The 23104-nt window shown below is 68.2% G+C and carries 20 protein-coding genes; 9 read left to right on the top strand and 11 right to left on the bottom strand.

Annotated elements, in window-relative coordinates; translation table 11 throughout:
• Positions 1 to 296: 296 nt before the first annotated feature.
• Positions 297 to 830: a hypothetical protein gene (locus ACIOWN_RS33520; RefSeq protein WP_362358017.1), complete on the top strand. Its 534-nt coding sequence runs from the start codon at positions 297 to 299 to the stop codon at positions 828 to 830.
• Between the two features lie 43 nt (positions 831 to 873).
• Positions 874 to 3546 carry a Helicase associated domain protein gene (locus tag ACIOWN_RS33515; protein ID WP_362358015.1) on the top strand — a complete coding sequence of 891 codons (2673 nt, stop codon included), beginning with the start codon at positions 874 to 876 and terminating at the stop codon, positions 3544 to 3546.
• A gap of 1688 nt (positions 3547 to 5234) precedes the next feature.
• Here the strand turns inward: ACIOWN_RS33515 and ACIOWN_RS33510 are convergent.
• Positions 5235 to 5501 carry a hypothetical protein gene (locus ACIOWN_RS33510; protein ID WP_362358013.1) on the bottom strand — a complete coding sequence of 89 codons (267 nt, stop codon included), beginning with the start codon at positions 5499 to 5501 and terminating at the stop codon, positions 5235 to 5237.
• 12 nt (positions 5502 to 5513) lie between these two features.
• Positions 5514 to 6128, bottom strand: coding sequence for a hypothetical protein (locus ACIOWN_RS33505; protein ID WP_362358011.1), 615 nt, complete (start codon positions 6126 to 6128; stop codon positions 5514 to 5516).
• A 497-nt stretch (positions 6129 to 6625) separates the two neighbouring features.
• Here ACIOWN_RS33505 and ACIOWN_RS33500 point away from each other — a divergent pair, with 497 nt between their 5' ends.
• Together ACIOWN_RS33500 and ACIOWN_RS33495 are read left to right on the top strand one after the other, a co-directional pair.
• The gene (locus tag ACIOWN_RS33500) at positions 6626 to 7549 is read left to right on the top strand and encodes a hypothetical protein (protein ID WP_362358009.1); all 924 of its coding nucleotides are present in this window, start codon (positions 6626 to 6628) and stop codon (positions 7547 to 7549) included.
• 164 nt (positions 7550 to 7713) lie between these two features.
• Positions 7714 to 7956, top strand: a complete 243-nt coding sequence (locus ACIOWN_RS33495; RefSeq protein WP_362358007.1) for a hypothetical protein — start codon at positions 7714 to 7716, stop codon at positions 7954 to 7956.
• 164 nt (positions 7957 to 8120) lie between these two features.
• Here ACIOWN_RS33495 and ACIOWN_RS33490 read toward each other — a convergent pair whose 3' ends face one another.
• From ACIOWN_RS33490 to ACIOWN_RS33475, 4 genes are all read right to left on the bottom strand, one after another.
• Complete coding sequence (locus ACIOWN_RS33490) at positions 8121 to 10190, bottom strand: Shedu anti-phage system protein SduA domain-containing protein (RefSeq protein ID WP_362357879.1); 2070 nt, start codon at positions 10188 to 10190, stop codon at positions 8121 to 8123.
• Positions 10191 to 10462: 272 nt separating this feature from the next.
• A complete protein-coding gene (locus ACIOWN_RS33485; protein ID WP_362357880.1) occupies positions 10463 to 11770 on the bottom strand; it encodes an ATP-binding protein in 1308 nt (435 codons plus the stop codon).
• Positions 11771 to 12171: 401 nt separating this feature from the next.
• The gene (locus ACIOWN_RS33480) at positions 12172 to 12744 is read right to left on the bottom strand and encodes a hypothetical protein (protein WP_362357882.1); all 573 of its coding nucleotides are present in this window, start codon (positions 12742 to 12744) and stop codon (positions 12172 to 12174) included.
• Positions 12745 to 12828: 84 nt separating this feature from the next.
• The gene (locus tag ACIOWN_RS33475) at positions 12829 to 13344 is read right to left on the bottom strand and encodes a hypothetical protein (RefSeq protein WP_362357884.1); all 516 of its coding nucleotides are present in this window, start codon (positions 13342 to 13344) and stop codon (positions 12829 to 12831) included.
• A gap of 130 nt (positions 13345 to 13474) precedes the next feature.
• Between ACIOWN_RS33475 and ACIOWN_RS33470 the strand changes: the two genes are divergently transcribed.
• Positions 13475 to 14728, top strand: a complete 1254-nt coding sequence (locus ACIOWN_RS33470) for an ATP-dependent DNA ligase (RefSeq protein WP_362357886.1) — start codon at positions 13475 to 13477, stop codon at positions 14726 to 14728.
• Here ACIOWN_RS33470 and ACIOWN_RS33465 read toward each other — a convergent pair.
• The 3 genes from ACIOWN_RS33465 to ACIOWN_RS33455 form a co-directional block, all read right to left on the bottom strand.
• Positions 14718 to 14870, bottom strand: a complete 153-nt coding sequence (locus ACIOWN_RS33465; RefSeq protein ID WP_362357888.1) for a hypothetical protein — start codon at positions 14868 to 14870, stop codon at positions 14718 to 14720. The genes ACIOWN_RS33470 and ACIOWN_RS33465 overlap by 11 nt on opposite strands.
• A gap of 274 nt (positions 14871 to 15144) precedes the next feature.
• A complete protein-coding gene (locus ACIOWN_RS33460; protein WP_362357889.1) occupies positions 15145 to 15297 on the bottom strand; it encodes a hypothetical protein in 153 nt (50 codons plus the stop codon).
• Positions 15294 to 16115 carry a hypothetical protein gene (locus ACIOWN_RS33455; protein WP_362357891.1) on the bottom strand — a complete coding sequence of 274 codons (822 nt, stop codon included), beginning with the start codon at positions 16113 to 16115 and terminating at the stop codon, positions 15294 to 15296. The genes ACIOWN_RS33460 and ACIOWN_RS33455 overlap by 4 nt, the downstream gene beginning before the upstream one ends.
• Before the next feature lie 581 nt (positions 16116 to 16696).
• Here ACIOWN_RS33455 and tpg point away from each other — a divergent pair.
• Complete coding sequence (gene tpg / locus ACIOWN_RS33450; RefSeq protein ID WP_362357893.1) at positions 16697 to 17254, top strand: telomere-protecting terminal protein Tpg; 558 nt, start codon at positions 16697 to 16699, stop codon at positions 17252 to 17254.
• 33 nt (positions 17255 to 17287) lie between these two features.
• Here the strand turns inward: tpg and ACIOWN_RS33445 are convergent, their stop codons facing one another.
• Positions 17288 to 17608: a hypothetical protein gene (locus tag ACIOWN_RS33445; protein WP_362357895.1), complete on the bottom strand. Its 321-nt coding sequence runs from the start codon at positions 17606 to 17608 to the stop codon at positions 17288 to 17290.
• Positions 17609 to 18091: 483 nt separating this feature from the next.
• Between ACIOWN_RS33445 and ACIOWN_RS33440 the strand changes: the two genes are divergently transcribed.
• The 3 genes from ACIOWN_RS33440 to ACIOWN_RS33430 are packed head-to-tail and all read left to right on the top strand — an operon-like array spanning position 18092 to position 21947.
• The gene (locus ACIOWN_RS33440; protein WP_362357897.1) at positions 18092 to 19441 is read left to right on the top strand and encodes a dsDNA nuclease domain-containing protein; all 1350 of its coding nucleotides are present in this window, start codon (positions 18092 to 18094) and stop codon (positions 19439 to 19441) included.
• Positions 19438 to 20010, top strand: coding sequence for a hypothetical protein (locus ACIOWN_RS33435; RefSeq protein WP_100831443.1), 573 nt, complete (start codon positions 19438 to 19440; stop codon positions 20008 to 20010). The genes ACIOWN_RS33440 and ACIOWN_RS33435 overlap by 4 nt, the downstream gene beginning before the upstream one ends.
• Positions 20010 to 21947, top strand: coding sequence for a hypothetical protein (locus ACIOWN_RS33430; RefSeq protein WP_362357899.1), 1938 nt, complete (start codon positions 20010 to 20012; stop codon positions 21945 to 21947). Before ACIOWN_RS33435 ends, ACIOWN_RS33430 begins: the two co-directional genes overlap by 1 nt.
• A gap of 7 nt (positions 21948 to 21954) precedes the next feature.
• Here the strand turns inward: ACIOWN_RS33430 and ACIOWN_RS33425 are convergent, their stop codons facing one another.
• Entirely contained in the window at positions 21955 to 22917 is a 963-nt protein-coding gene (locus ACIOWN_RS33425) for a hypothetical protein (RefSeq protein ID WP_401984316.1), read from the bottom strand.
• Positions 22918 to 23104 lie beyond the last annotated feature (187 nt).

Here is a 23104-nt window from a genome sequence, read left to right as displayed (position 1 = left end):
CCCGGAGCGGCGGGACTTCGTCCCGCTACCGGGCTTCCGCTGCGCTGCAGCCCGGGCCGGCGGGTCCGCTGCGCTCCCCCGCCTGACGGTCCTTCCGGCTGCGCCTCCAGGACCGTTGGGGCCCGCTTCGCGGGCCGGGCTGGCTGCGAGGGTGAGGGGTTGCTCGTTCGTGTCGGGTGCCGGTGTAGATGCTGCATCAGGTTGATGCAGCATGTAGTGTTGGCGGAAAAACGGGACACCCTCCAACCACCTGATGCGGGCCCAGATGCCCGCGCTTTTCGGAAAAGGGAAAACGCATGTGGAGTGCTCAGGACGTGGCGCGGGATCAGGTCCGGCGCCAGGCGAATGGCCTGGACGTCGCCGCCGTTGCGGAAAAGGTCGCGGAGGCCGCTGTCCGTGAGCGGGAAACCGCGGATCAGTTGAGGGGAAACGGTTCCTTCTACGAGTTCGAGATGGACCGGGAGCGGTTGGCTGTCATCTGGCTGGCCCAGCACGCTGAGTGGCAGCGCGTCAGGGACTTGTTGGCTGTAGCCGGTTGGAGCGTGTACGAGCCGGAACGGGACGCTCAGGGCTCGGTGTGGGCTCGCGAGCGTGAGGAACGGCTTGCTGGTGCGCTCGCGGCACAGGCCGCCTTGGGGGAACGGCGGGGGGAGGAAGCCGATGAGCTGCGGGCGGAGGTCCGGCTGTCCGCCGCGTCCAGTCGGCTGGTCCGGGTGGTGGCCGGCCGGACAGGGCTGCGTCCCTCTGAGGTCCTGGCCCAGCTTGCCGAGCGGATCGTGGTGGGCGAGGACGGTACGGTGTCCGTGCCGCCTTTCACGTCGTCCCTGTGATTTCCAAAGCGAGCAGAAAAGAAGGCAGAGAAGGAGCGGGGAAATGCCGGGTATTCGGCTTCGGGAACACCAGGTAGCCCAGAAAACTGGTTTCCGTCGGTGGGCGGGATTCCCTGCAAGATCATCCGTACCGCCGGAGGGGGCGCGGGGCACGATCGTGTCCGCGACCGGGTCGGGGAAGACGATCACCGCCGCCGCGTGCGCGCTGGAGTGCTTTCCGGGCGGGCGGATCCTGGTGACCGTGCCGACCCTGGACCTGCTCGTGCAGACCGCCCAGGCGTGGCGGCTGGTGGGCCACCGGGCCTCGATGGTGGCGGTGTGCTCGCTGGAGAACGACCCAGTGCTCGACTCGCTGGGGGTGCGCACCACCACCAACCCGATCCAGCTCGCCCTGTGGGCCGGGCGCGGGCCGGTGGTCGTGTTCGCCACGTACGCCTCTCTGGTGGACCGCGAGGACATCGACGCACCCGAGGGCCAGGGCAAGGTGCGCGGGCCCCTGGAAGCCGCCCTGGCGGGCGGGGAGCGCCTGTACGGGCAGCAGATGAGCGGTTTCGACCTCGCGATCGTGGACGAAGCCCACTCAACCGCAGGTGATCTTGGCAGGCCCTGGGCCGCGATCCACGACAACGCCCGCATCCCCGCCGACTTCCGGCTCTACCTCACCGCCACCCCGCGCATCCTCGCCGCGCCCCGGCCGCAGCAGGGCACCGGCAGCCAGGAGCTGGAAATCGCGTCGATGGGCCAGGACTCGGAGACCTACGGGCCGTGGCTGGCCGAGCTGGGTCTCTCGGAGGCGATCGAGCGGGGGATCCTCGCGGGGTTCGAGATCGACGTGCTGGAGATCCACGATCCCTCACCGGTCTTCGGGGAGTCGGAGGAGGCGCTGCGGGGCCGGCGCCTGGCGCTGCTGCAGGCGGCACTCCTGGAGCACGCGGCTGCGTACAACCTGCGTACGGTCATGACGTTCCACCAGAAGGTGGAAGAGGCCGCCGCGTTCGCGGAAAAGCTACCGCAGACGGCCGCGGTGCTGTACGCCAACGACGCCTCCGACGACGACCTGGCGAAGGCGGAGGCGCTGCCGAAGTCGTCGCTCGACGCACGGTTCTACAAGTTGGAGGCCGGCCGCCACGTACCCCCGGACCGCGTCTGGTCCGCGTGGCTGTGTGGCGACCACCTCGTCACCGAACGCCGCGAAGTACTACGCCAGTTCGCCAACGGCATCGACGCGGCCGGCCGCCGGGTGCACCGGGCGTTCCTGGCGAGCTGCCGTGTGCTCGGGGAAGGCGTGGACATCACCGGCGAACGGGGCGTAGAGGCCGTGTGCTTCGCCGACACCCGCGGCTCCCAGATCGAGATCGTGCAGAACATCGGCCGCGCGCTCCGCCTGAACCGGGACGGCACCACGAAGGTGGCCAGGATCATCGTGCCGGTCTTCCTAGAGCCCGGCGAGGACCCGACCGACATGGTCGCCTCCGCCTCGTTCCGCCCCCTCGTAGCCGTGCTCCAGGGCCTGCGCTCCCACGATGAACGACTCGTGGAGCAGCTCGCCTCCCGCGCCCTCACCAGCGGGCAGCGCACAGTGCACGTGAGGCGCGATGAGAACGGGCGGATCGTCGAGGCCAGCGGCGGAGGGGAGGGCGAAGGCCAGGAGGGCGACGGCAGTGATGCCACCGCCGGGTCGGCGCTGCTGCACTTCTCCAGCCCGCGCGACGCGGCGACCATCGCAGCATTCCTGCGTACGCGGGTCTACCGGCCGGAGTCCCTGGTGTGGCTGGAGGGCTACCAAGCCCTGCTGCGCTGGCGGGCCGAGAACAAGATCACCGGCCTGCACGCCGTCCCCTACGACACCGAGGTCGAGGTAGGCGTCACCAAGGCGTTTCCGCTGGGGCGGTGGGTGCACCAGCAGAGAAAGGCGCTGCGGGCCGGGGAACTGGAGCCGCGCCGCAAGGAACTGCTCGACCTGCCGGAGGCAGGTATGGTCTGGGAGCCGGGCGAGGAAGCCTGGGAGACCAAACTCGCCGCGCTGCGCTCCTACCGTCACGCCCACGGACACCTCGCGCCCCGCCAAGACGCCGTCTGGGACGACCCGGCCGGCGGCGGCCCTGTGCCCATCGGGCAGCACATGGCCAACCTCCGCCGCAAAGACGGCCTCGGCAAGAACCCGGGACGGGCCGCGGTGCGCGCCAAGCATCTGGAGGTGATCGACGAGGACTGGGACTGCCCCTGGCCGCTGGACTGGCAGCGGCACTATCGAGTGCTCGCCGACCTCGCCGCCGACGAACCCGCCGGCCACCTGCCCGACATCGCACCCGGCGTACTGATGGACGGCGACGACCTCGGACGGTGGCTTCAGCGGCAAAAACAGCCGGGCACCTGGAAACTGCTGTCGACCGAGCAACAGGAACGGCTGACCAAGCTGGGCATCAAGCCGCTCCAGGCCCCGTCTCCCGCCCCCGCGGGCGGCCTCGCGGCGAAGGGTCCGAGCAAGGCGCAGCAGGCGTTCCAACACGGACTTGCAGCCCTCGCGCAATGGGTCGAGCGGGAGGGGCAGCGGCCTATCCCCCGCGGCCATGCTGAGAAGATCGCGGTCGACGGCGAGACGGAGCCGGTGACCGTCAAGCTCGGCGTATGGGTCTCCAACACCCGCGCGAGGCGCGGCAAGCTCACCCAGGAGCAGCTGGACGCGCTGCGCGAGCTGGGCGTGCAGTGGGCGTGAAATGCAGGCCGACCGGTGAGTCGGCGCGTTAATTCAAGCGTGGGGCCCCGGGCTCTCACGGTGCCCGGGGTCTCGCCTTTTCAGGGCTGTCCTCAGTTCCGCGACGTACATGCCGTCGGGTAACTCCACGTCGGTGGACTCGAACCATTCCAGGCTGTGGCCGACGTCGTACCTGACGATGGTGCCCGGGCAGCGGTCCAGTCGGGGCGGTCAAGGCAGGGACCTACTGCTCGGTTCGAAGGTCTTGGACTCGTCAGTACCCGTTGTGGGGTGCTCGCGCGATGAACAGGGTGCAGAGCAGTTGGTCGAGGAATGGGGCGGTGGGGAAGGTGCAGGAGATGCTGGGGCCTGAGGGGGTGATCGCGCTCCTGTCGCGGACGCGCCACCCTCATCACCTGCGGCCCCCTCCCCGCCCGCCACGGCCAGATCCGCCCCTTCACCGACGCACCCCCAACACACCAGCTCACGCACTACCCCACACACCAACTACCCCCCGCCTCAGCGACACGGACTACCGGTGTCTCGCGCCTGTTACCGATGCTGTGCTCTGCGCTGCCTTGCCCGCGGGGTCGGGGGCCGGCGGCATTCGGCAGACCACCGGGAAGAAGTGCGCCGAGTATGGCGGAGCACCGGCGCAACGGCGAGCGGCACCTGTGAAGCCCCTGTCATCAGCGGCGGGGGAATCGTCAGCAGCGGACGTTCCTGATCCACTGCTCGCGCCACGCTGTCCACGCGCACGGCCAAGGGCTGGTGAGCGTGCGCGTCACCTCGGGTGCGGTGGCCTACCAGAGGTGGTTCGGGCACGTGGGTGGTCATGGGCGAGGTAAGGGTTGGCGGAAAGAGCGCCGAGCGCCGTGGAAGTAGGGGGCCACCTGCGTAGGCGGGCAAGCCGTCGGCAAGCCGGGCGTCGAATGCACGGCGCAGGGCCCGGCGCCGGAAACTGTCCGCCAGCCACTCGATGTCTCTCGCTGGGGGCGCTCCTGTCAGCCTCAGCAGGTAGCTCCGCCCGTCAAAGACAGCGACCGAACGAGACTCGGCCGCCGGAATGCTGGGCCACACCTGTGCCCTGTCCCCACGGCCGGCCACAGCGACGGCCGGAGCGTGCCACCGCCTGACCGCCCTGTCCAAGTAGTCCCGGAATGACTCCCATTCCGGCAGTGCCTGGGGTGGAGGAAAGGCTGGCAGAGCAGCCGAGTAGTCCGTCAGCCGGGCAGGACGCGGCCCGGCCGGCCGGCTCTCTGCGGCCGGGCAGCGCCCCAGCCCCCTCCGCAGACGCTCGCGGTACGCCGCCTGCCGGCACGCTGACGAACAAAAACGGCGAGGGCGGCCGACGGGCCGTTGCGGAAACGGCGGAGCGTCACACCCTGGGCGTTCACAGCGGTGCGCCGGCACCTCCGCGGCGCCGCTCCACACCTCGGCGCTAAAGCGAGGGCTGCTCAGTTCCTGACGCAGCGCTGAGGCGTACTTCGATGTCCGGATCCGGTCCAGCAGGCCGGCGATCAGTGTGCCGAAGATCCCCGGTCCCAGCCCGACGTCACGGGCCAGTTGTTGGGGCGTCTCCCCGTGCAGATACCGCAGCAGCAGTCTCCGCTCGGCGTCACTGCACAATTCACGCAACGCCCGCCCCAGGACGTCTTCCCCCACGTGGCGGCCGACCGGGTCCCTGTCCGGCCCGTAGACACGTCGCTTCACCGGTCCACGTCCCCACCGCCGGCCCGCCCGGCTTCCTGATCCATCCAGGCCGTCACCGCCGCATCCACAGCTCGCCCGCCCCGGGCTGCTCTCACCAGGCTCGAGAGCGTACTGCCGCTCTCCCGCACCAAGTTCGGCAGATCCTCCTGACGGGCCAGCTCCACGGCCCGCTGCGTGATACGGCCATGGACCAGGATCGCCACGACCACCACACCCGCGAGCACCAACGGGACCAGCAACACGACCAACTCGGCCAGGTTCATCCGCACGCCTCCTCACACACGACGCTGGCCCCCGACACCGTGTGTCGGGGGCCAGCGAATCCGGGCAACAAAAAACCCCGCCGAAGCGGGGCAGCGAGCGCCAGGCACACCTGTGCCCGACCAAGGCCGACAGTAGCCCGCCAGAGGCACGCCCCGCGGCGAAAAGACCCTGACCTGCGCATACTCGCAGGTCACAGCCACCCACAACCCCCTGCGCATGAAAGAAGGTTTCGTAACACCCACGATGCCCGAGACATCCGGGCTCAGCACGGCCACCGTGCGCGGGACGGCCCGGGGACCGACCGGCTCAGGTCGGGGGGCGGCCCCATGCCGCGTCCGGCTCGGGACCTGTACGTGGTGGCGGACGAGCCACAAAGCGTCCTGCAGCGCCATGCGTTCGGCCTGGTCCAGCTTCTCCTGCTCAAGAATTGCGTCGGCGACATCCGGCAGGTGGTCGTCGGGGCAGGCGTTCAGGCTGGCCACCAGGCGGTCGTGCTTGGTGTCGCCCGCACCGGGCGGGGGAAGGCCGAGGCGCTCGCACAGCGCCGGCAGTTCCTTCGCGGTGTAGCGCGTGTACAGCGTGAGGAGCACGCCGTCGATCAGCCTCCGCAACCGCACCATGTCCATCTGTTCCCCCATCGAGCAGTTCGGGCCGCCCTCCGAACGGGAGGACTCCTACTGAGACGACCGCTGCACGCTCCCCCACCGGTCCCCGGGCCTGTCGAGGCCCGGGGTCTCGTGCTGTCGGCGCAGTCGTACGGACCCCGTCGCGGCCGCCCGGAGCGTGTCGCTCAGGTGGAGACGACATGCGGATAGCGGCACCGGCGGGCGGGCGTGTCCCGGTCCGCCAGGACCCACTCGGGCCGTCTCCTGCCAAGCACGGGTCATGAGTTGAGATTGTCAAGTATTGGCGTCCAGGCTGCCAAAGATCGCAATCTGAACGCACAAGAGTTACGGGCCCCAAACACGGTCCAGCCTGCTGTCTTTGGTGGACAAAAGTTTCCTATTGAGGTCATCAGTCTTCACATGTTTTCCGACTAGCCCAGCTGAGCGGGCGCCCGGCCGGGTGCACGCTCCTGTAACCGGCAACCGAACCGCCCACGCCGGGGCGCATAGTTGGGCCTGTGAACACCGAACTGACCGTGCTCAAGCGGGACAAGGCCGTGAGCCAGGGCGACACGATACGAATGCTGCTGGACGAGTCCAAGCGCACCAGTCGGGCCGTCCCCATCCGGCGTGCGTTCGTCCAGGACACCGTCCCCGGCCCCCGCCTGGTCACGAAGCCCGGCCCCCTCCGTCACCTGCTGCGCAGCCCCGAGCGGCTGGAGCTCTTCCTCCTGGTCCACTGCGTCGCCACACGGGGCCCACTCCCGCGCGGTCGCGTCGACGGCGACTGGGGCGTGACTCGCCGGTCCGAGACATGGGGTCGCGCCGCAGGGATCTCGTTCGCCACCAACGGCAAGGCGAGCGCCGCAGTCTCCCGGCACCTGGCCAAGCTGAAGGAACTGAAACTGATCAGCACGGCGCCGGACGGCCGGATGACCCGCATCACCAAGCTGCACGAGGACGGCTCCGGGGACCCGTACACGCTGCCGTCAGGCAACTGGGAGGGCTCCCGCAAGGACATCTATTTCAAGGTGCCCTTCGAGTACTGGGAGCAGGACTACTACAAGTCGCTGACGATGCCGGCGAAGGCCATGCTGCTCATCTTCATGAGCCAGCGCAGCCGGTCCTTCGCCCTGTACAAGGACAAGCAGTTCGCGTCCTGGTACGGGATCTCCCCGGCGACCGTCGGGCGCGGCATCACGGAACTGAAGGCAAGGGGGCTGCTGTATGAGTTCCTCACAGAGCAGTACCTGGACGGCTCCTCCATCTTCGGCCAGAGCACGGGTGTGCGCTGGGCGCTCGCCGCGCCGTTCGACCTGAACATCAACAAGACGGACCGGGACGCAGCGACCGCCGCCTGGACCCCGGCGGGAGCCGCCGCCACAGCGCTGCGGATCGCCTCCGACGTCCCCGTGCTCTCGGAGGCCTTGACCCCGCGATGAGCACCGCCGGAACGCTATGTCCCGGCCCCATGACTCCCGGCCCCACACACGGGCCGGGCGCGGCGCAGGCCGCCGTCCCCGCAAACGGGCGGCGGCCCCCTGTTGGAGCAGGGAGCCGCCCAGTGAAGAAACCGACAGTTACTCCCCAAGGAGGCACCATCAGCATGTTCAACGAGCCTAAGGGCACCGGCCGGCCGGCGTCGACCCGGCATCCCCAGGGCAACGGCAAGCTGCGCCGCGTCTGGTCCGGGTTCCGGACCCGGCTGCGGCAGTTGCTGGACGGCGGTCGCCGCCGCCGTCTGCGCGCCCTCGCTCGTACGGCGGGCTACGGCATCGTCCGCGGCGCTGCCGGTGCCGTGGGCGCGAGCGGGACCGGGTGGATCATCTGGTGGATCCAGCAGCGCTGACCTGGCGCACCCGCTGATCCTCTCTCCCCGACCTGGTGGTCCCGGTCCCGAGCCGGGGCCACCAGCGGAGCACACGCCGGTCGGTGACGGCACAGCGCCACCTATAAGGCTGTCGTCCAGCTCACCGAGCCGGCAGGGTCGTAGACCACCGGTGGATGGGAGTCTTAGCGATCTTCGACGATGAAGCACGCCCGCTGGTAGAGCTCGTCGAACGTGATGATCTCGACGTCCTGGATCGATGTCCGGTATAGCTCGAAGGAGTTGATTTTCTCCGGGTTCACACGGCCGTTGTGGGTGAACTCGCGCAGGCTCCCGATCACCACCACCTGCCGGGGCCGGGTGGTGGACAGTTCGACGCCGGTCGGGGTGCCGTCGTCGTCGTAGATGCGGGTGAGGAACTCTCGGGAGATGAGCTGCTGGGCCTTGCTGGCGGTCTTCTGTACCTGCGCCACGCCGCCGCCCAGTTCTTTCGATGCCTGGTAAACGCCTGCGCGGTATGGGGTCTTGGCGAGCAGCTCCGTGTCGTGGGTCTTGATTTCGCAGAAGAGCATGCTGCTGATCAGGCCCTTGGAACGCATGATGGCGTCGATGCGTTTCCCGGCTCCGCCGAAGATGTTGGCACCGGTGGTGATGCGTTCCAGTTTGCCGTCGTCGATGGATTCGCAGGCGATGAGATTGAGTCCGTAGCCGAAGATCCACTGGTTCGCCTCGAAGAAGGCCTGCCAAACCGCTTCCGCCCCGCGCGTCGTTGCCAGGCTCTCCTTCTGCTGGAAGTAGTCGGGATCGTTCAGCAGCCGCTCGAACCTCTGGAGCTGCTCTCTGCGGTTGCTGATCAGCCGGATGTCCTCTTCGGTGAGCCCGCCGCCGATCGCGGTCCTGACCGCACCGAGAACCATCGTCCGGTCCTGGCCGGTCAGCAACTGGGTCAGCTGGGCCTGGTCCCCGGCCACGAGCTGGAGGGAGTCGCCTGGCGTGCTGAGCCCCGCGCAGCCCTGGAGGAAGTTGATGACCTTCCAGAAGTTCTCGTGGACATCCCCGGTGTCGACGAGCGCCTTGATAGCCCGGGTGGTCACGGTATCGGGCACCGTATGCGTGGCGGAGACCTCACCTGTCTTCTTCTTGTCCTTCTTCCACAGCTTGATCCTCGGCGTGAAGGTGCTGCCCTTCTTGATGACGGTGACGCTGCACAGTGTGGCCACCTGGGGCCGGTCGTCGAGGACGAAGTCGGTGATCATCCGGCGGGCGCGGGTGTCGTAGAGGTAGTGGAACCCGCTGCTGTCATGCGAGCCGCGGATCTCCAGGTCGGCGAAGTCCCCGCGGGTGACGTCGAACTCGGTGGTGGAGAAGGAGAGGCGCAAACCACGAACGATGGGAGTGGCGGGCGCGGTGGCTTGGGCCCGCCAGTCCGGCGGGATGTGGGGCAGCGGCCGGGTATCGCCTTCCACCACGAGGTCCTGGACGTCGGTGCGTCCGAGCTGGCTGAGCAGGCTCTCCAGTGTCCGCCAGATCACCTCCTTCGTCTCCGGGGCGCAGGTGGGCAGGAGCTCGCGCTCCACGGTCAGGACCGCCGCGTAGGTGTCCGCCGTCCAACCGTCACCAGGCACGGGGTTGAAGAAACCGCCGTCGCGGCGCAGGGTCAGGACAGCTGTGCGCAGCAGGTCGCGTGCGGTCTCCTCACCGGCGCAGTCCAGGAGGCTGTAGGTCTGCCCCAGGACCAGGTCGAGCTTGCCCGTGTCATCGTCGTTCAGCGGCAGCGGGATCAACGGGCCCGTGGGCGGAAGCCGGACCGGCGTGTAGATAGGGCGGCCGGAGAGGAACTCGTAGGGACGCAGGCCCCACCCGTCCGGTGCCAGCAGCCGGTTCAGCTCCTCAACCTGCTTCATCGCCTCCTCGACGCTGGCCGCAACCTCGGGATGGACCATTCGTGCCAGGAAGGCAAGCAGCACCTCGTCCGGCCCGTCGGAGAGCTCCAACCGAGAGTCCTCGAAGATCCAGTCGTCGGGCAGATCTTGGTTGTTAAACCGGTGCTGCTGGATATCAGCGCGGACAGTCAGGAGCCGGCCGTTCTCGGAGGAAGGTCGGTCCAGGTCGTAGAGGTCCTCCAGGAACGTGACCTCGTCCAGTTTCCCCCACCAGGGGCTCGATATCCCGCGCAGATAGCTGAAGATGTCGTGCCGCGTCACCGTCGTGATCGACGGCTGCGCGTGTGCCGGGGCGGGGTCGCTGGACGTCATGTGTCCAGGATGGAGGGCAGGGCGGTCAGGTACCGGTCGATCGGAACTTTCCATCTGTCGAACGAGACGTCAGACGACGAAGCGCAGCGCGGCAGCGGGGCGGTGGGGGAACCGCCGACCGGCCCGCCCCGGCCCACCCGCGGTCAGCGCGGCCCGTTCCGGCGAAGCCGTTGCTGGAGCGGGACCACCATGGCGAGTGCGATCTGGCCACTCCCGCCCTCCGGACCCAGGCCTCGGAGGCCTGGGGTCTCGTGCTGCCAGTCGGCGGGTGGCTACTGCAGCGTGTGCCGGAAGCCCTCGAGCCGGTCGGTCAGGATCTCTCCTTCAGAGGTCAGGACGTGAGGCTCGTGCGCTCCCATGTCGGCCAGGAGGTCGGAGACAAGTGCGCAGGCCACGACGACGGCCTCTCGCTGGTCGGTGACAATGGCGGAGAGATCGCCGGTCGTCTGTGCAGGAGCTGCTGGGAGCGGCGTCGCGGGGCCGTGGGTGAAGGCGTGTTCCGACGTGATCAGGTGCACAGGCTTGTCGCTGTCGTCGAAGCGGTGGAGCGCGGCGGACAGCACCAGATCGCCGGCCGATCCGGTCTCCGCCGCCCAGGCTGCGGCAGCCTGTACCAGGGCCACGAGGTCGAGTTCGAGTCCTCGCTGGAACAGCCTCTTGGGGCCGTCGTCGTTGGTGTGGTCGCTCTGGAGGTTGATGGGCATCGCCGCGTAGAAGCTGCCGTCCTGGTGGAGCTGGCCGGTCGGTACGCCCTCGAAGCGGACCTGGCGGCGGCCGACCAGCACGGGGCGGGCCGGTTGCACGTTGGTAGTCACGCCTTCGCTGGCGAGCTTGACGAAGCGGTCGAACGCCGCGTCCCGATCCACCCGCGTGGTCACGGGATAGGTGCCGCGGACGGCCGGAACGGCGGCCAGGCTGACCCAGCCCGGGTAGTAGGTCGCCTTGGGGCTGCCGCCGTGGGCCGTGCTGGTCAGGTAGCCCGACAGGTAGCCGAGACCCGCATCAGCGACCTGGTGTAGGCGGTCGACGTCGTCGGAGGCGGCCTGGAAGCGGTCACGGTAGCGCTGGGCGATCTCGGATTCGGCGAGGGTTCGGGTCGTGGTGCCGTGCCGGACGTGGACGCGGAAGTTGTAGTCGTTGCCGGGGGCCGCGACCGCGTGCGGGGCCTGGGGGCTCTGGAGCACGGTGAGCACCCAGTAGATCTTGCCCTCCTTGGTCAAGGACTTCACGACCCGGACGCCCACGTTGGGGACGACGGGCTGGATCCAGTTCGCGAGCACGGAGCGGATCCACTCCTCACCGCGGCCGGGCACCGGATCGACGGGGTCCAGGTGGTGGGCGTGGTCCTGATTGCCGTCGTGGACACCGATGACCACCATGCCGCCGGCGGTGTTGGCCATGGCGGACACGTCCTTGGCGAGCTCCTTCTTGCCCGCGTCGGTGCCCTGGTAGAAGTCCTTCTTCCAGTCCAGGTCGACGCTCTCGGGAATCTGGCTGTCGACCGCACGCTGCAGATCAGCCTCGGTGAGGTCGTCGGGGTGTCGTCCCAGGGCGGCAGTGAGCCGTGCGGGCAGGGCCATCGGAGCTCCAGTGTGTTCACCACATGCTGCTGGCGATCGCCAGCCAGATCACGCTAAACGGGATCACCGGGCCGTCACCACGCATTTCCGGAACTGAGCCCACCGCCCGCCGTCCGGCTTGCCCAGGGCCAGTTGGACGCGCTGCGGGAGCTGCGCACGGGGGTGGGCGTGACGCTCCTGTCGGCTGGTCGTTGAACCGGTCGGACACCCCAGAGCACAGAGAGACCCCGGGCCGCAGATGCCCGGGGTCTCGTTCTGTCTCGCCACACGGGCGAGGGCCACTTTCTCGCGGTGCGGGTCAGCGCCGTTCCCTGGTCTGTCCCGGGGTGGCAGCCCTGTTGCGCGCGGGCTTGTCCTCGTTCCTCTTCTCCGTGCCCACGAGAGCCGGGTTGGCGAGGGAGTCAGTGAGGCTGGGCGGGGGCGGAGGAGGCGGCGGAGGAGGTGGGGACGGGTTCCCCTGGTTCTGTGTGCTTGTCATGGCCGTCAGTGTGCAGCACGAGACTGACAGTCGAGAGGAAGATCCCGGCGGCGACAGCAGCCAGCGTGACCGTCCAGCGTTTCGTCTTCCGCCGGTGCAGGACGTCGTTCTTCTCGAAGAAGCCCACCCTCGTTCCGGCGAGTGCCCCCAGGGTCGCGCCCTTCGTCGAGCGTGCGTAGGTGTCCAGGGTTTCCCGGGGCTTGAGGTCCTCGTACGCGGCGAGGTTGAAGACCGAGATGCCGAAGCCGATGGCGACCGCGTAGGCCGTGAAGGCTGCGGCGCCGGTGAACGGCTCGAAGTTCCGGGTGGCCAGGAACTGAGCGGCTGTGGCGGCGAACCCCACCAGGAAGATCGCCTTGGTGTCTACCTTCGCGCCCGACTCGGCCTGCCGAGCCAGACGCGCCGCGAGTTCGCTGTTGATCAGCTCCAGGGTCTGTTCCTGCTGCTGGAGCTCTTGCGGCGTCATCCCCGGAGGCGGGGCTGGTGTGGCGGCCATCTGCCGATGATGCCGCAGGCCTGTGACAGTCCATGCTGGGCAGGACGCTCGAGGAAGTTCTCCTGCGACCCGCTGCGTCGTCGGTCAGCCGGTGTCCGAGGTATCACTCTGCCGAACACGGCGGCTGCGGCACTCGTACACCGCGAGCGACAGTTCCTTCACCGCGGCTCGGGCACGTTCGGCATCCACGCCGTCATCAATAGCCTCCAACGCGGCAGCCGCCGGCACACGGACGGAGCGGGGCAGGCCGTCATAGGCGGAGAGCCGGTATGCGACGGTGCGACGGGCCTCCTGCTCCTCATCGCTCGCCCCATCAGCGGTGAGCGGGAAGACCGCTGCCTCGTACATCGCGATACTCAAGAGCACCACGTCGGCGATCCCCTCCGCATAGCCGTCGCCCCCGGCCGCCCGGACGGAAGTCACCGCAGGACGGGGGCGGGCGACCATTCCGAAGACCGCGCCCACACCGGCGGCACCCGAACCCACCAGGGCACCCGTCCAGTCGGCCACAACGAAGCCGAAACAGGCACCACTGCCCACCACGCAGACCAGCACCGCGACAGTCATCACGTAGACACGGGTGCTGAGCGGGATCGTCATGGCCAGCAGTATGCCCACGCCCTCGCGGTCACCGGCCGGGTCGTGTCGTCTGCGAGCGGAGTTGGACCTCGCTCGCAAGGCGATGCGCAGCCACTCGGGTGGCGGACATGGCGGGTGGAAGGGATGGGAGGTGACATGGACGCTGCCGGAGCCGATGCTGACCACCCCCGTGTCCGTGCCCGAGCTGCGGCCCGGCAGTGCTGCGGAGCCGAAGTGGGACGGGTTCCGGGCGTTGGTCTCCGTCGACTCGGGCCGGGTGGTGCTGCGCTCGAGGCGTGGCATCGAAATGGGTCCGTCGTTTCCGGAGGTCGTGGCCGGGGCCGTGCAGCTGCCGGATGCGACCGCGCTGGACGGTGAGCTGGTCGTATGGGACGCCGCGGGGCGCCTCGCGTTCGAGCGGCTGCAGAACCGGCTCGCCCGGCGCGGCACCGGGGCGGCCCGCCGGGCGGCAGAGGAGTGGCCGGCCCACTTCGTCGCGTTCGATCTGCTGCGGCTGTCCGGGACGGACACGACCTCCTGGCCGTACCGGCGGCGCAGGGCCGCGCTGGAGTCCGTGTTCGCCGCCCGCCGGCTCACCGCGCCGTGGGCGCTGTGCCCGTCGACCACCGAGGCCGACGTCGTGCGCGAGTGGCTGGCGTGGGCGTCGGTCGGGATGGAGGGCGTGGTCTTCAAAAGGCTGGACGACATCTACCGCCCGTCGGTGAGGGGCTGGGAGAAATACAAGGTCCGCGAGACGAGCGAGGCGATCGTCGGCGCGGTCACCGGCTCCCTGGCAGCTCCCCGCACGTTGCTGCTCGGCAGGTACGACGACCAAGGCCGCCTTCAGTACATCGGCCGCACCACGACCCTCGCCCGGGCGGCAGGTGCTGTGGTCGCCGGCCTGCTCGCTCGAGGGCGGCGCGGGCATCCGTGGACGGGGTGGTCGTTCGCTGCCGGGTGGGGCAGCCAGGAAAAGCTGGTCGTCACGCTGGTGGAGCCCGAGCTGGTGTCGGCGTCGACGTCACTCGCGACGCCTCCGGCCGGTGGCGGCATCCCGCACGCTGGCACCGTGCCCGTCCTGACCTCTCCCCCGCCTGACGTCACCGCCGCGCTGACGGCGGCCGGGCGCGGCGGCCCCGCCGACGCGCAACCGGCTGAGTGTGCCCCGATCCCCGGAGTGTCCGCGCCGCCCATCCCGCCCTCCCTCATCCTCAACTCCAGCCAGGGCATGGGCGAAGGGGTCGCAACGGGGATGTCAGCGGCCCGACCACGCCGTACGCCCGTGGTGACCTGGGCGGACTCCGGGGCGCTGTGGAGGCCGGCGCAACGCCTACCGCAACGCTCAGCGCAACACTTGGTGCAATCTCTGCCGCAACACTCAGCGCCACGGCGCCTTATGCGGTGAAGCGACTGCTGGGCAGGCTGGTCACCGTGTCGCCCTGCGACCGGGTGCCCAGGGTCTGGAGCTGGTCGCCGGTCGCGCGCACGACCAGGTCCAGGACGTCGTCCAGGGTGAGCCGCAGTTCAGCGATCTCGTCGTCCTCCATACATGAGAAACGCGTAACGCGACTATGACGGCCACGGCGGCTTCGCTCACAACTGCTTCGAGGCCTACGCCCCGGCGTCTGCACCGTCTGCGACGAACCGCCCGAAGCACACTCATGGGTGTTCGACTCCATCCACAGTGAGCGCCGCCCCGCAGGCTGATCCGAGCTCGACGAACGCTCCGGTCCCGACACCGGCCGGACGCCGCCCGGAGTGCGTGAGTCCCGAAGTCTGTGACTCCGGGACTCCCAGACGGTTTCCGGGCCGGGCCGGGCACTACTTGAGCAGCAGGTGCAGGAGGCCCACGATGCCGACGCCGACCAGGAGGGCGACGCCGACGGCGGGGTGAAGCAGGGCGATGTATGTGGTGACCCCGCCGACCAAAAGCAGGAGCGCGGTACGCAGGTCGAGCCCGTTCCCGTTGTTCACCGGCCAACCGCCTTACGGGCGGCGGCACGGCCGTACAGGGCTTCGATCTCGCCGTGTGACGCCATGACCTTCGCGCGGGCGCGCAGACGGGCCATGTGTCCTTCGACCATCCGGGACGTCATCCCGAGCTCGGCGCCGATCGCCTTCTGGGTCATCTTTGACTCCCAGATCAGGCCGCAGATCGCGCGCACCTCGGGGCCGGCGCCGTCCAGGATCCGCTGGACGGTGTCCTGGAGGACGAACGCGTCGTCGGGGGAACGGACGTATCGGGGACCCCACATGTCCTCGTAGGGTTCCGCGGCGATGGGATCCGCAGCCTCGAACAGGCGTCGGCGGTAGCCGTAGGCCCATTTCTTGAACACGTCGCGGAAGGCGTACAGACAGGTCTTCACGAAGTAGGTGCGCATCGTCGCGCCCCCCTGCGGGTCCCACTTGCCGACGGGGAGGAGTTCCTCGGTGAACCTCTGCACGGCGATCTCGACGGCCTGGTGGGCGATCTCGTCACGGATGTCACCGCGCCGCTTGAGGATCTCAACCTCGAAGTAGCGGGCCCCAAGAGGGACACCGCGCTCCCCGCACTTCTCGATGACCGTCCCGTCCCGCATCCATGCGCGCAGGCACCGCCAGCCATAGACCCACAGGTCGTCGCGCAGGTACTTCATCTCCCAGTGGTCGGGGTCGAAATCGCGGAGCCGAAGGCGTTCGTACAGCGCGCAGTCCGCCGCGTGCTGCTCAAGGTTGCGCCGCTTCGGACCCTTCGACCGCTTACCACCCTCCTGGGGTGACTTGTTCGTTACTTCCGATACCTGCTCAGGCATGTGGCACCAATCGTCTCGCACATGAGGTTCTACTGGCGGTGCCGTATGGAAAGAACAGCAATTCATCCCACGCACTTTTTGATAATTCCGCGACGAAAGTTCGTTTCCGCTGGTCAGCGACACTCAGGGGTGACGCCAGCGGGTGGACGCGCCACGGCGGCCCGGCGAGCGCTGGGCCGCCGCGGGAGGGGAAGGCCGGTGGGACAGAGCCCGTGAGTCCCGAAGTCGCAGACTCCAGGACTCACGGCTCCGAGTGAGCTGGTTCTACTTTTGGGCCCGGACATGAGGCGCTCGGGTCACGCTGCCGGATCGGCGGCCGCCGGGGAGCGGGGTGGGTCTCCAGCCACTCACGCGGGCAGGCGAAGCAAGGGACAAGCCTTTGGGGCTGGGATGCCGGCGACGTCCGTCGTGACCCGCGCCGCCGGCTTGTCGCTGATGCGCACCCAAGGGCTCGTAGCCTGCGTCAGCCAGCGCTGTCTGGAGAATGCAGAAACTGGCAGGCAGAGGCAGACGACGTAGGAGAACTGACGCGACGGACTGCAGGTGCCGGCCCTGCCTGCTGGCCGCTTCGAGAGGCGGACATGGGACAGATCGAGCAGGGTTTGGAGCGCGCGTTGCGTACTCGGCCCGTTCCCTCAAGCACCGAGGCCCGCCTGCGTTTCCTGCTGGCAGCGCATCGGGGCTCCACCCGGAGGGTGGCCGCCGTGCTGGGGGTGTCACAGCGCACCGTGCAGCGGTGGGTGACGAAAAAGCCAGGAGCGCGTCGTCCCCCGGGGCCGACGCAGGTGCGGGCGATCGAGGAAGCAGTCCTGGATCGGTGGCAGCCCCGGATACGGGCCCGTCGGCGTGCCCGGGCTGAGGCGGAGGGGTTCGTCTTCCATACCAGGGCGCGATTCGGGTTCGCGGCTCCTGCAGGCTCCTCGGACGATCCGCGGGTGCGGTGGATCACCCAGGATCTGCCGGGAGAGGTAGCCCGGGAGCTGTTCGCCGCTCGGGATGCCGGCGCGGGCGAGCAGCAGCAGACGGTGATCCTCGCCCGTGCGCTGGGACACGCCTACTTTCGCGAATGGGGCCGCCGGGCCCATGGTCTGCACATCGCCTTCAGCGACGTCGAGTTCGCCGACTTCTCGATCGGCTGAGCCTGCCCCGTCGCGTCAACCACGGGAGGGTGTTCAGTGTGGTGAGGGCCTGACGCGATTGGCCAGCATGGCTTCGTACCGCTCGGCTTCCTGCCGCTCGCGCCAGTCCCATTCCACACGGCCGACCGGGCCTTTGCGGCGGGCCGCGGGTGGCTGAGGCGGGCGAAGTCTGGCCGTCTCCGCCACGCGCAGCAGGTGCCCGCGGTCACCTGGCGCGGCGAGCAGCTCCTGGTCCTCGCCGGAGAGGAGCCGAGTGAAGCAGGCCGCGGCCCGCAGAAAGATGCCTGCCCAGGGCGGTACGGGGTAGGCGGCGCAGCCGTCGGTGTAACGGGCGCGGTCGTGCAGGGCGAGCATGGCCGCGGCGTCGTCGTAGTCGCGAAGGCTGGCGGTGGCGAGTTGCTGGAGGGAGGCGCCGGTGAACAGCGCGGTGGCAAGGGCCGCGGCCAGGCGAGGATGTGCGGTCGCCGCGTGAAGCCGGTGGGCGACGCGCTCCGCGGTGGGCGCGGTGAGAGAAGCGGGCCGTGGGCGGTGCCGCCAGGCGATCGGCGGCGGCGTGCACGGGACGGAGCAGGGGCGGGGACTGTCGTAGGAGACGAGGCGGTCCAGTGCGGGCAGGGTGAGCCATCGGCTAGCAGGTGAAGGTCGTCAGAGCCGATCCCAAGCCATGGCCATGTCCTACCTCGGATGCCCCTTGAGGAGAGGGCTGAAGTGTGGGCCCACTTGCTCTCTGTGTGTTTGTTCGGTTACGCAAGGCGTAGAAGCTGTGGTAGATCTCTTGATCTTCGGATCGTCCGGCCGGAGCATGACTGACGCAGAGGTCGGTAGTGGGGGGTGGGCGTGGCCGATGTTTCGGCGGACTCGGTGGGTGATCCCGATCGCTTCGTTCATCCGATTTTTCAGCTTCCCCCGGGCGAGGACAGTGGATCCGACACCCTTGGCTTGTATCGGTATCAGGCCGAAGTGGCAGCTCAGGCGTGTCTGGCCATGCTCACCCAGGACGTCATCGACTACGTCGTATGTGAGTGGCACGAGGACTTCGTCATCGCGTTCACGAACGGCGAGGTGGAGCTGGTATCGGTTAAGCACAGCAGCCGCACCCAGTGGACCCTCGCGGATCTCTGCAAGGACGGTGGGATAGCCCATCTGTTTGACCGGTGGCATGCCTGCGGGCGCGCGAGCAACGTGCGGCTTCGCCTCACTACGAATGCGCCCCTCAGTCGCGCGAAAGACAATGCTTCCACGCTTGCCAGTATGTGCGGTCCGGATCCGGAGCTCGCGGCTGGCAGGGACGCCATGGCCAAGAGCCTGGCGCAGCACCTGCTGAAGGTTCGCTGGAAACAGCCGTACGACAGCATCCCTGAAGTGCTGCCGGAACTGCGCAATGTCGGTGACATCGCTGCCCCGCAGGATCTCATCGACCAGGTGGCCGCCTTCATGGCGGTGCTGGAGATCGACTACAAAGACGTGCCGTCTCATCGTCACATCACGGACATCAACATCCGCCGATTGCTTGAGCCAGCCATCGAAAGCCTGCAGCTCGATCACGTGGACGTGAACGCCAGCTACAGGCGGATCATCGAGCGGGTGGAACAGGCCAACCGAAGCGAGGGCGAGCTGGGCCACCTGGCCGCTTATATCGCCGACCCACGTCGAGTGCGCCACAACGCACAGATTCTGCGACGCGTCGCGAGCCGTACGCTCTACCGCCAAACGATCTTGGATGAATTCGTCTATCGCCAAGCGGCTGTGCCGACGTACACCCGCGGCCAGGCGCCCATGATCGCCCCTGGCGGGGCAGCACTTCGTAAGAAGCTGGCGCAGGGCCAGGTGCCTTCTGACGAGGCTGCCTACGCCGAGGAGCTCCGCTCAGCCTGGTATGTAACTTGGTCACAGCGCCGTTCCGGGCTGGCAGGGGACGCCATGGACCTGGAGAACCTGCGCTTGGAGGTCGTGGACACCGTCTTCGACTGCCGGGCGCACGCGCAGAGCGAGGTCATTGACGGGGCTGCCTATGGGCAGCGGATGAATCAGCTCATCAGGCAGCGCCTCACGCCTGAGGTCATCGACGCAACTTTGCCTTTCAAGGTCAATAAGCTTCACCTCCGGGGGCTGGCCTATCAGCTCTGCGACGAGTGCCACTTCTACTTCTCCGCTCCCTTCGACGTCTCTGCCGGGGAGGCGTCGTGACGAACGGTGCCGAGCGCCTGGCCGCGGCCGCAGAGATCCGGCGTCAGGCCCGTGGTGATGAGCGCAGGGAAGCGCGCTACCACGAGGCCCGAGTTCTGCTGCTGATCGAGCGGTTCACCACGGCGAAGAGGTCTCTGGACGGCCTGACGAAGCTGGCCAAGCTGGACTTCCTCCTGCGTTACCCAACGATGCTGGAGCGTCTGCTCATTGAGGAAGGGAGGAGCTGGCCTCCGGGAGCTGAGCCCACGTTTTCAGAGCGCCTGGCGGTGGAGAGCCGTATGACCCGGTACAAGTACGGCCCCTGGGATCAGCGGTACTACAGCGTCCTTGGCTCCCTGGCCGCCCGCGGACTAATCACCTACGGCGGGACAGGACGCGCGCAATTCCGCGTCACCGCAGACGGAGCGATGGCCGCGTCCATGCTGGCCCAAACCGACGAGTGGGCCGTCGTGGCTCAGCGGACCGCCCTGCTCAAAAGGCACTTCGACAAGTCGGGATCGGCGTTGAAGACCCTCATCTACGATCGCCTGCCCGACGCGGTGGACAGGCCCCTGCGGACGGAGATCTGATGGCCACCCACCTCCGATTCCTCGCCTTGACCGTCACCACCGCCAATGCGGAGGCAACGTACCGCTTCGACCAGCCGGCCACCGTCATCAGCGGCCCCAGCGGTGCTGGCAAGTCCAGCCTCCTCATGCTGCTCAAACACGCCATCGGGGGCAGCGCCGTCCTGACGCCGGCGGTACGCGATCACGTCCACTCGGTACTCGCCCACGTCGTGGTCGGCGAGCAGCACATGATCCTCAAGCGGACGATCGGCGGCGACCGCTCCGACCGTGTCGACATCCTCGATCCCGAGACGATGACGCTCCAGCACACCCTCGGCATCCGGGCGGAGGCAGGAGAGCCGAGCCTGTCGGATGCTCTTCTGGACGCTCTGGGCTTCCCTCGCGAGAAGATCCCCACCACTCGCAACGGCAAGGCCACGACTCTCAATCTCACCTTCACCAACCTCTTCCGCTACGTCTACCTGGAAGCCCGCGAACTGGATTTCCAGGTAGTCGGACACCGCGACAACCACTTCAAGAAGCAGCGCAAAACGCTCTTCGAACTCATGCTCGGCCTCACGACCTCGGCCGTGATGGAACTGGAGAGGCAGGCGAACCAGCTCACCACGGACCTACGGAAGAAGGAAGCCGAGGAGGAGAACGTCGCCGCCTTCCTGCGGGCCACGGATCCCCGGACCGATGACGAACTTCGCACCGAGCTTGCTGGCCTGCGTGACATGCTGCGCAATGCCGAGAACACACTGCGCACACTGCGAACCGAGGTCTCCGAGACCAGTGCCGCGGACGCCGTCCTACGCGGGGACCTGCGAGCGGCCGTCCAGGCGGCGACGGCTGCCACCCAGGAGATGCTCGCCGCCCGGGAACTGGTTGAGGCGCGTGAGTCCGTCGTCGCCCAGGTCGAACTCGACCTGCGGCGCCTGGAACGCTCCGCAACCGCGATCGACCAGCTCTCCCCCTTCAACTTCGTGGTCTGCCCGCGCTGCGCGCAACGCCTCGAAGCCCGAACCGTCCCGGAAAATCACTGCATCGTCTGCCTCCAAACCGATCCCGCCGATGACGACGCGGACCCGGCAGCCGTCCGGGAGGCGCGCAGCGCGCTGGAGCAGCAGCTGCAGGACGCGCGCGAGCTGATGCAAGCGGACACCGAGGTCCTGCGTAGAGCCCGTGACCGATCCTCTGAGGCCGAATTTCTAGCCACCAACCTGCGCCGACAGCTTGATGCCCAAACACGCGACGTCGTCGCCCCACGTTTCGACGCCATCGCGGACGCGAGCGCTCGCGTCGCCGCCCTCAACGCCGGGATCGATGCCGTCATTCAACTACGCGACTCGTGGGCGCGCGTACGGTCCATCGCGCAATCCGCCAAGGACATCGCCGCGCGGCGCAAGGCCACTAACGCCGAGCTCAAAACACGCAAAGCGGAAAGCGACGCCAGGCGATCCCTCGTCGGCGATCTGAGCCGTCTCTTCAGCACGACCCTCATGGAGCTGAACCTGCCCTGGGAGCAGTCGGCTGTGGTTGACCCGGTCACCTACCTGCCGGTGGTCGACAACACACCCTTCGAAAGCCTTCAGGCTTCAGGCGGGAGTCTCCAGGCCGGCGTCAACATCGCCTACCACCTCGCGCTCCTGGAAAGCGGTCTCACCCACCCCGACGTCCTCGTCCCGTCGATCCTCATCATCGACTCTCCGCGCAAAGCACTCGGCAGCAACCCGGACGACCAGGAACGCGGCTGGCGAATCTACAGCCGCTTCAAAGCCCTGACGGACGCCTACGGCTCGCGCCTCCAGCTCATCATCGCCGACAACGACACCGCACCCCTGCCGGACGACGCCTTCAGCACCATCGAACTCGACTACCCCCACCCCATGGTCCCCGGAGTCGCCCACCCCGGTCCCGGCCACCTCACACGCATGGAAGACGAGTACGAGGCGTAGCCGCCTTTTACGTTGAGCCGGCGGTTCCGGCCGAACCCAGCGAAGGTGGTGAGACTGCCGAGCGGATCCGGTGATCGACTCGGAGTTCGTTCGCCAGGGAGGAGAAGTGGCGTGCGCAGTCGGGATGATCGCGCAGTGCTCCTGCGACCGATCCGGCGACGTCCCCTGTCAGGGTGCGCAGCCAGGGCCTGATCTTGTCCTGCGGCGTCCACTGGTCCCACAACGCGTCCCAGGCGAACGCGCCGTTGCAGCTTTCCTCCAGCAGGTGCAGCTGGGCTGCATCGGCGGCGTGGTGTGCGACGGTGAACAGCCACAGGATGACGGCGTCGACTTCGCCGCGCTCCGTTGACCTGTGCGTGCCCAGGAGCTCGGGCATTGCCCGGACGATCTCGAGTGCTCGAGGAGGGTCCGCCATCAACGCCGGTATGAGCGCCTCGGGGTCGATGTTCAGGAGTACGTCGCAGTACAGGGCAGCGTCGTCGGGATGGGCAGCAGCCAGGGCCACCAATTCCTCTGCCGCGTTCGCTGCTCCAGCATTCAGAGCATCACGGAGTGTTTCGGCCTGTACTACGGGCGGCACAGGAGGCGTGTCGATCTCCTGGGCGATGAGGTCGAGGAACGCTTGCACCGTTGCCGGCCGTCTACTGGGGTCCGTGCGCGTCGCCTCCCGGACGACCACACGCCATGGTCCGGAGTCCGGTAGGAGGGGAATGTTCTGCTGCGGGATCCTGCCTGTCACCGCCCAGCCGATCAGCTGCCCCAGGCTGTAGACGTCAGCTGACGGACCGGCGCTGTGGGCGTCGATGCTTAGCTCGGGGGCGGCGAAGCCCTCCGAGCCCATGCTCACTCCGACCCTGGTGCGCTGCGGGTGAGTGGTCTGGCCAGGCGGACGGCGCGCAATGCCCCAGTCGGCCAGAACCCACCGACCGTCAAGCCGAAGTACGTTGGACGGCTTGATGTCCCGGTGCACCCACCCGTGAGGGGAGCCTGGTGCCTGGATGCCATGTGCAGCGGCCAATACCGAGCACAGGCTCTCCACCAGACCCCGCAGTACGGCCGGATCTCTGAGTGGGCGGTTCGTGAGTTTTTGAGTGGATCTGCTGTCGCCTGATGGTGTGGCGGCGGGGCGGAATCTGCCGGTCCGCAGTTGGTGATCT

It is taken from the genome of Streptomyces sp. NPDC087787, from assembly GCF_044743035.1.
Taxonomy (GTDB): Bacteria; Actinomycetota; Actinomycetes; order Streptomycetales; family Streptomycetaceae; genus Streptomyces.
This window is presented reverse-complemented; position numbering and strand designations above follow the sequence as displayed.

Coding starts and splice junctions, on each gene's coding strand:
- ACIOWN_RS33465 (WP_362357888.1), bottom strand. CDS start 14,870: ATGGAGGACGACGAGATCGCTGAACTGCGGCTCACCCTGGACGACGTC.
- ACIOWN_RS33455 (WP_362357891.1), bottom strand. CDS start 16,115: ATGCCTGAGCAGGTATCGGAAGTAACGAACAAGTCACCCCAGGAGGGT.
- ACIOWN_RS33490 (WP_362357879.1), bottom strand. CDS start 10,190: ATGACGTCCAGCGACCCCGCCCCGGCACACGCGCAGCCGTCGATCACG.
- ACIOWN_RS33480 (WP_362357882.1), bottom strand. CDS start 12,744: ATGGCCGCCACACCAGCCCCGCCTCCGGGGATGACGCCGCAAGAGCTC.
- ACIOWN_RS33510 (WP_362358013.1), bottom strand. CDS start 5,501: ATGAACCTGGCCGAGTTGGTCGTGTTGCTGGTCCCGTTGGTGCTCGCG.
- ACIOWN_RS33520 (WP_362358017.1), top strand. CDS start 297: ATGTGGAGTGCTCAGGACGTGGCGCGGGATCAGGTCCGGCGCCAGGCG.
- ACIOWN_RS33475 (WP_362357884.1), bottom strand. CDS start 13,344: ATGACGATCCCGCTCAGCACCCGTGTCTACGTGATGACTGTCGCGGTG.
- ACIOWN_RS33515 (WP_362358015.1), top strand. CDS start 874: ATGCCGGGTATTCGGCTTCGGGAACACCAGGTAGCCCAGAAAACTGGT.
- tpg (WP_362357893.1), top strand. CDS start 16,697: ATGGGACAGATCGAGCAGGGTTTGGAGCGCGCGTTGCGTACTCGGCCC.
- ACIOWN_RS33495 (WP_362358007.1), top strand. CDS start 7,714: ATGTTCAACGAGCCTAAGGGCACCGGCCGGCCGGCGTCGACCCGGCAT.
- ACIOWN_RS33485 (WP_362357880.1), bottom strand. CDS start 11,770: ATGGCCCTGCCCGCACGGCTCACTGCCGCCCTGGGACGACACCCCGAC.
- ACIOWN_RS33505 (WP_362358011.1), bottom strand. CDS start 6,128: ATGGACATGGTGCGGTTGCGGAGGCTGATCGACGGCGTGCTCCTCACG.
- ACIOWN_RS33445 (WP_362357895.1), bottom strand. CDS start 17,608: ATGCTCGCCCTGCACGACCGCGCCCGTTACACCGACGGCTGCGCCGCC.
- ACIOWN_RS33430 (WP_362357899.1), top strand. CDS start 20,010: ATGGCCACCCACCTCCGATTCCTCGCCTTGACCGTCACCACCGCCAAT.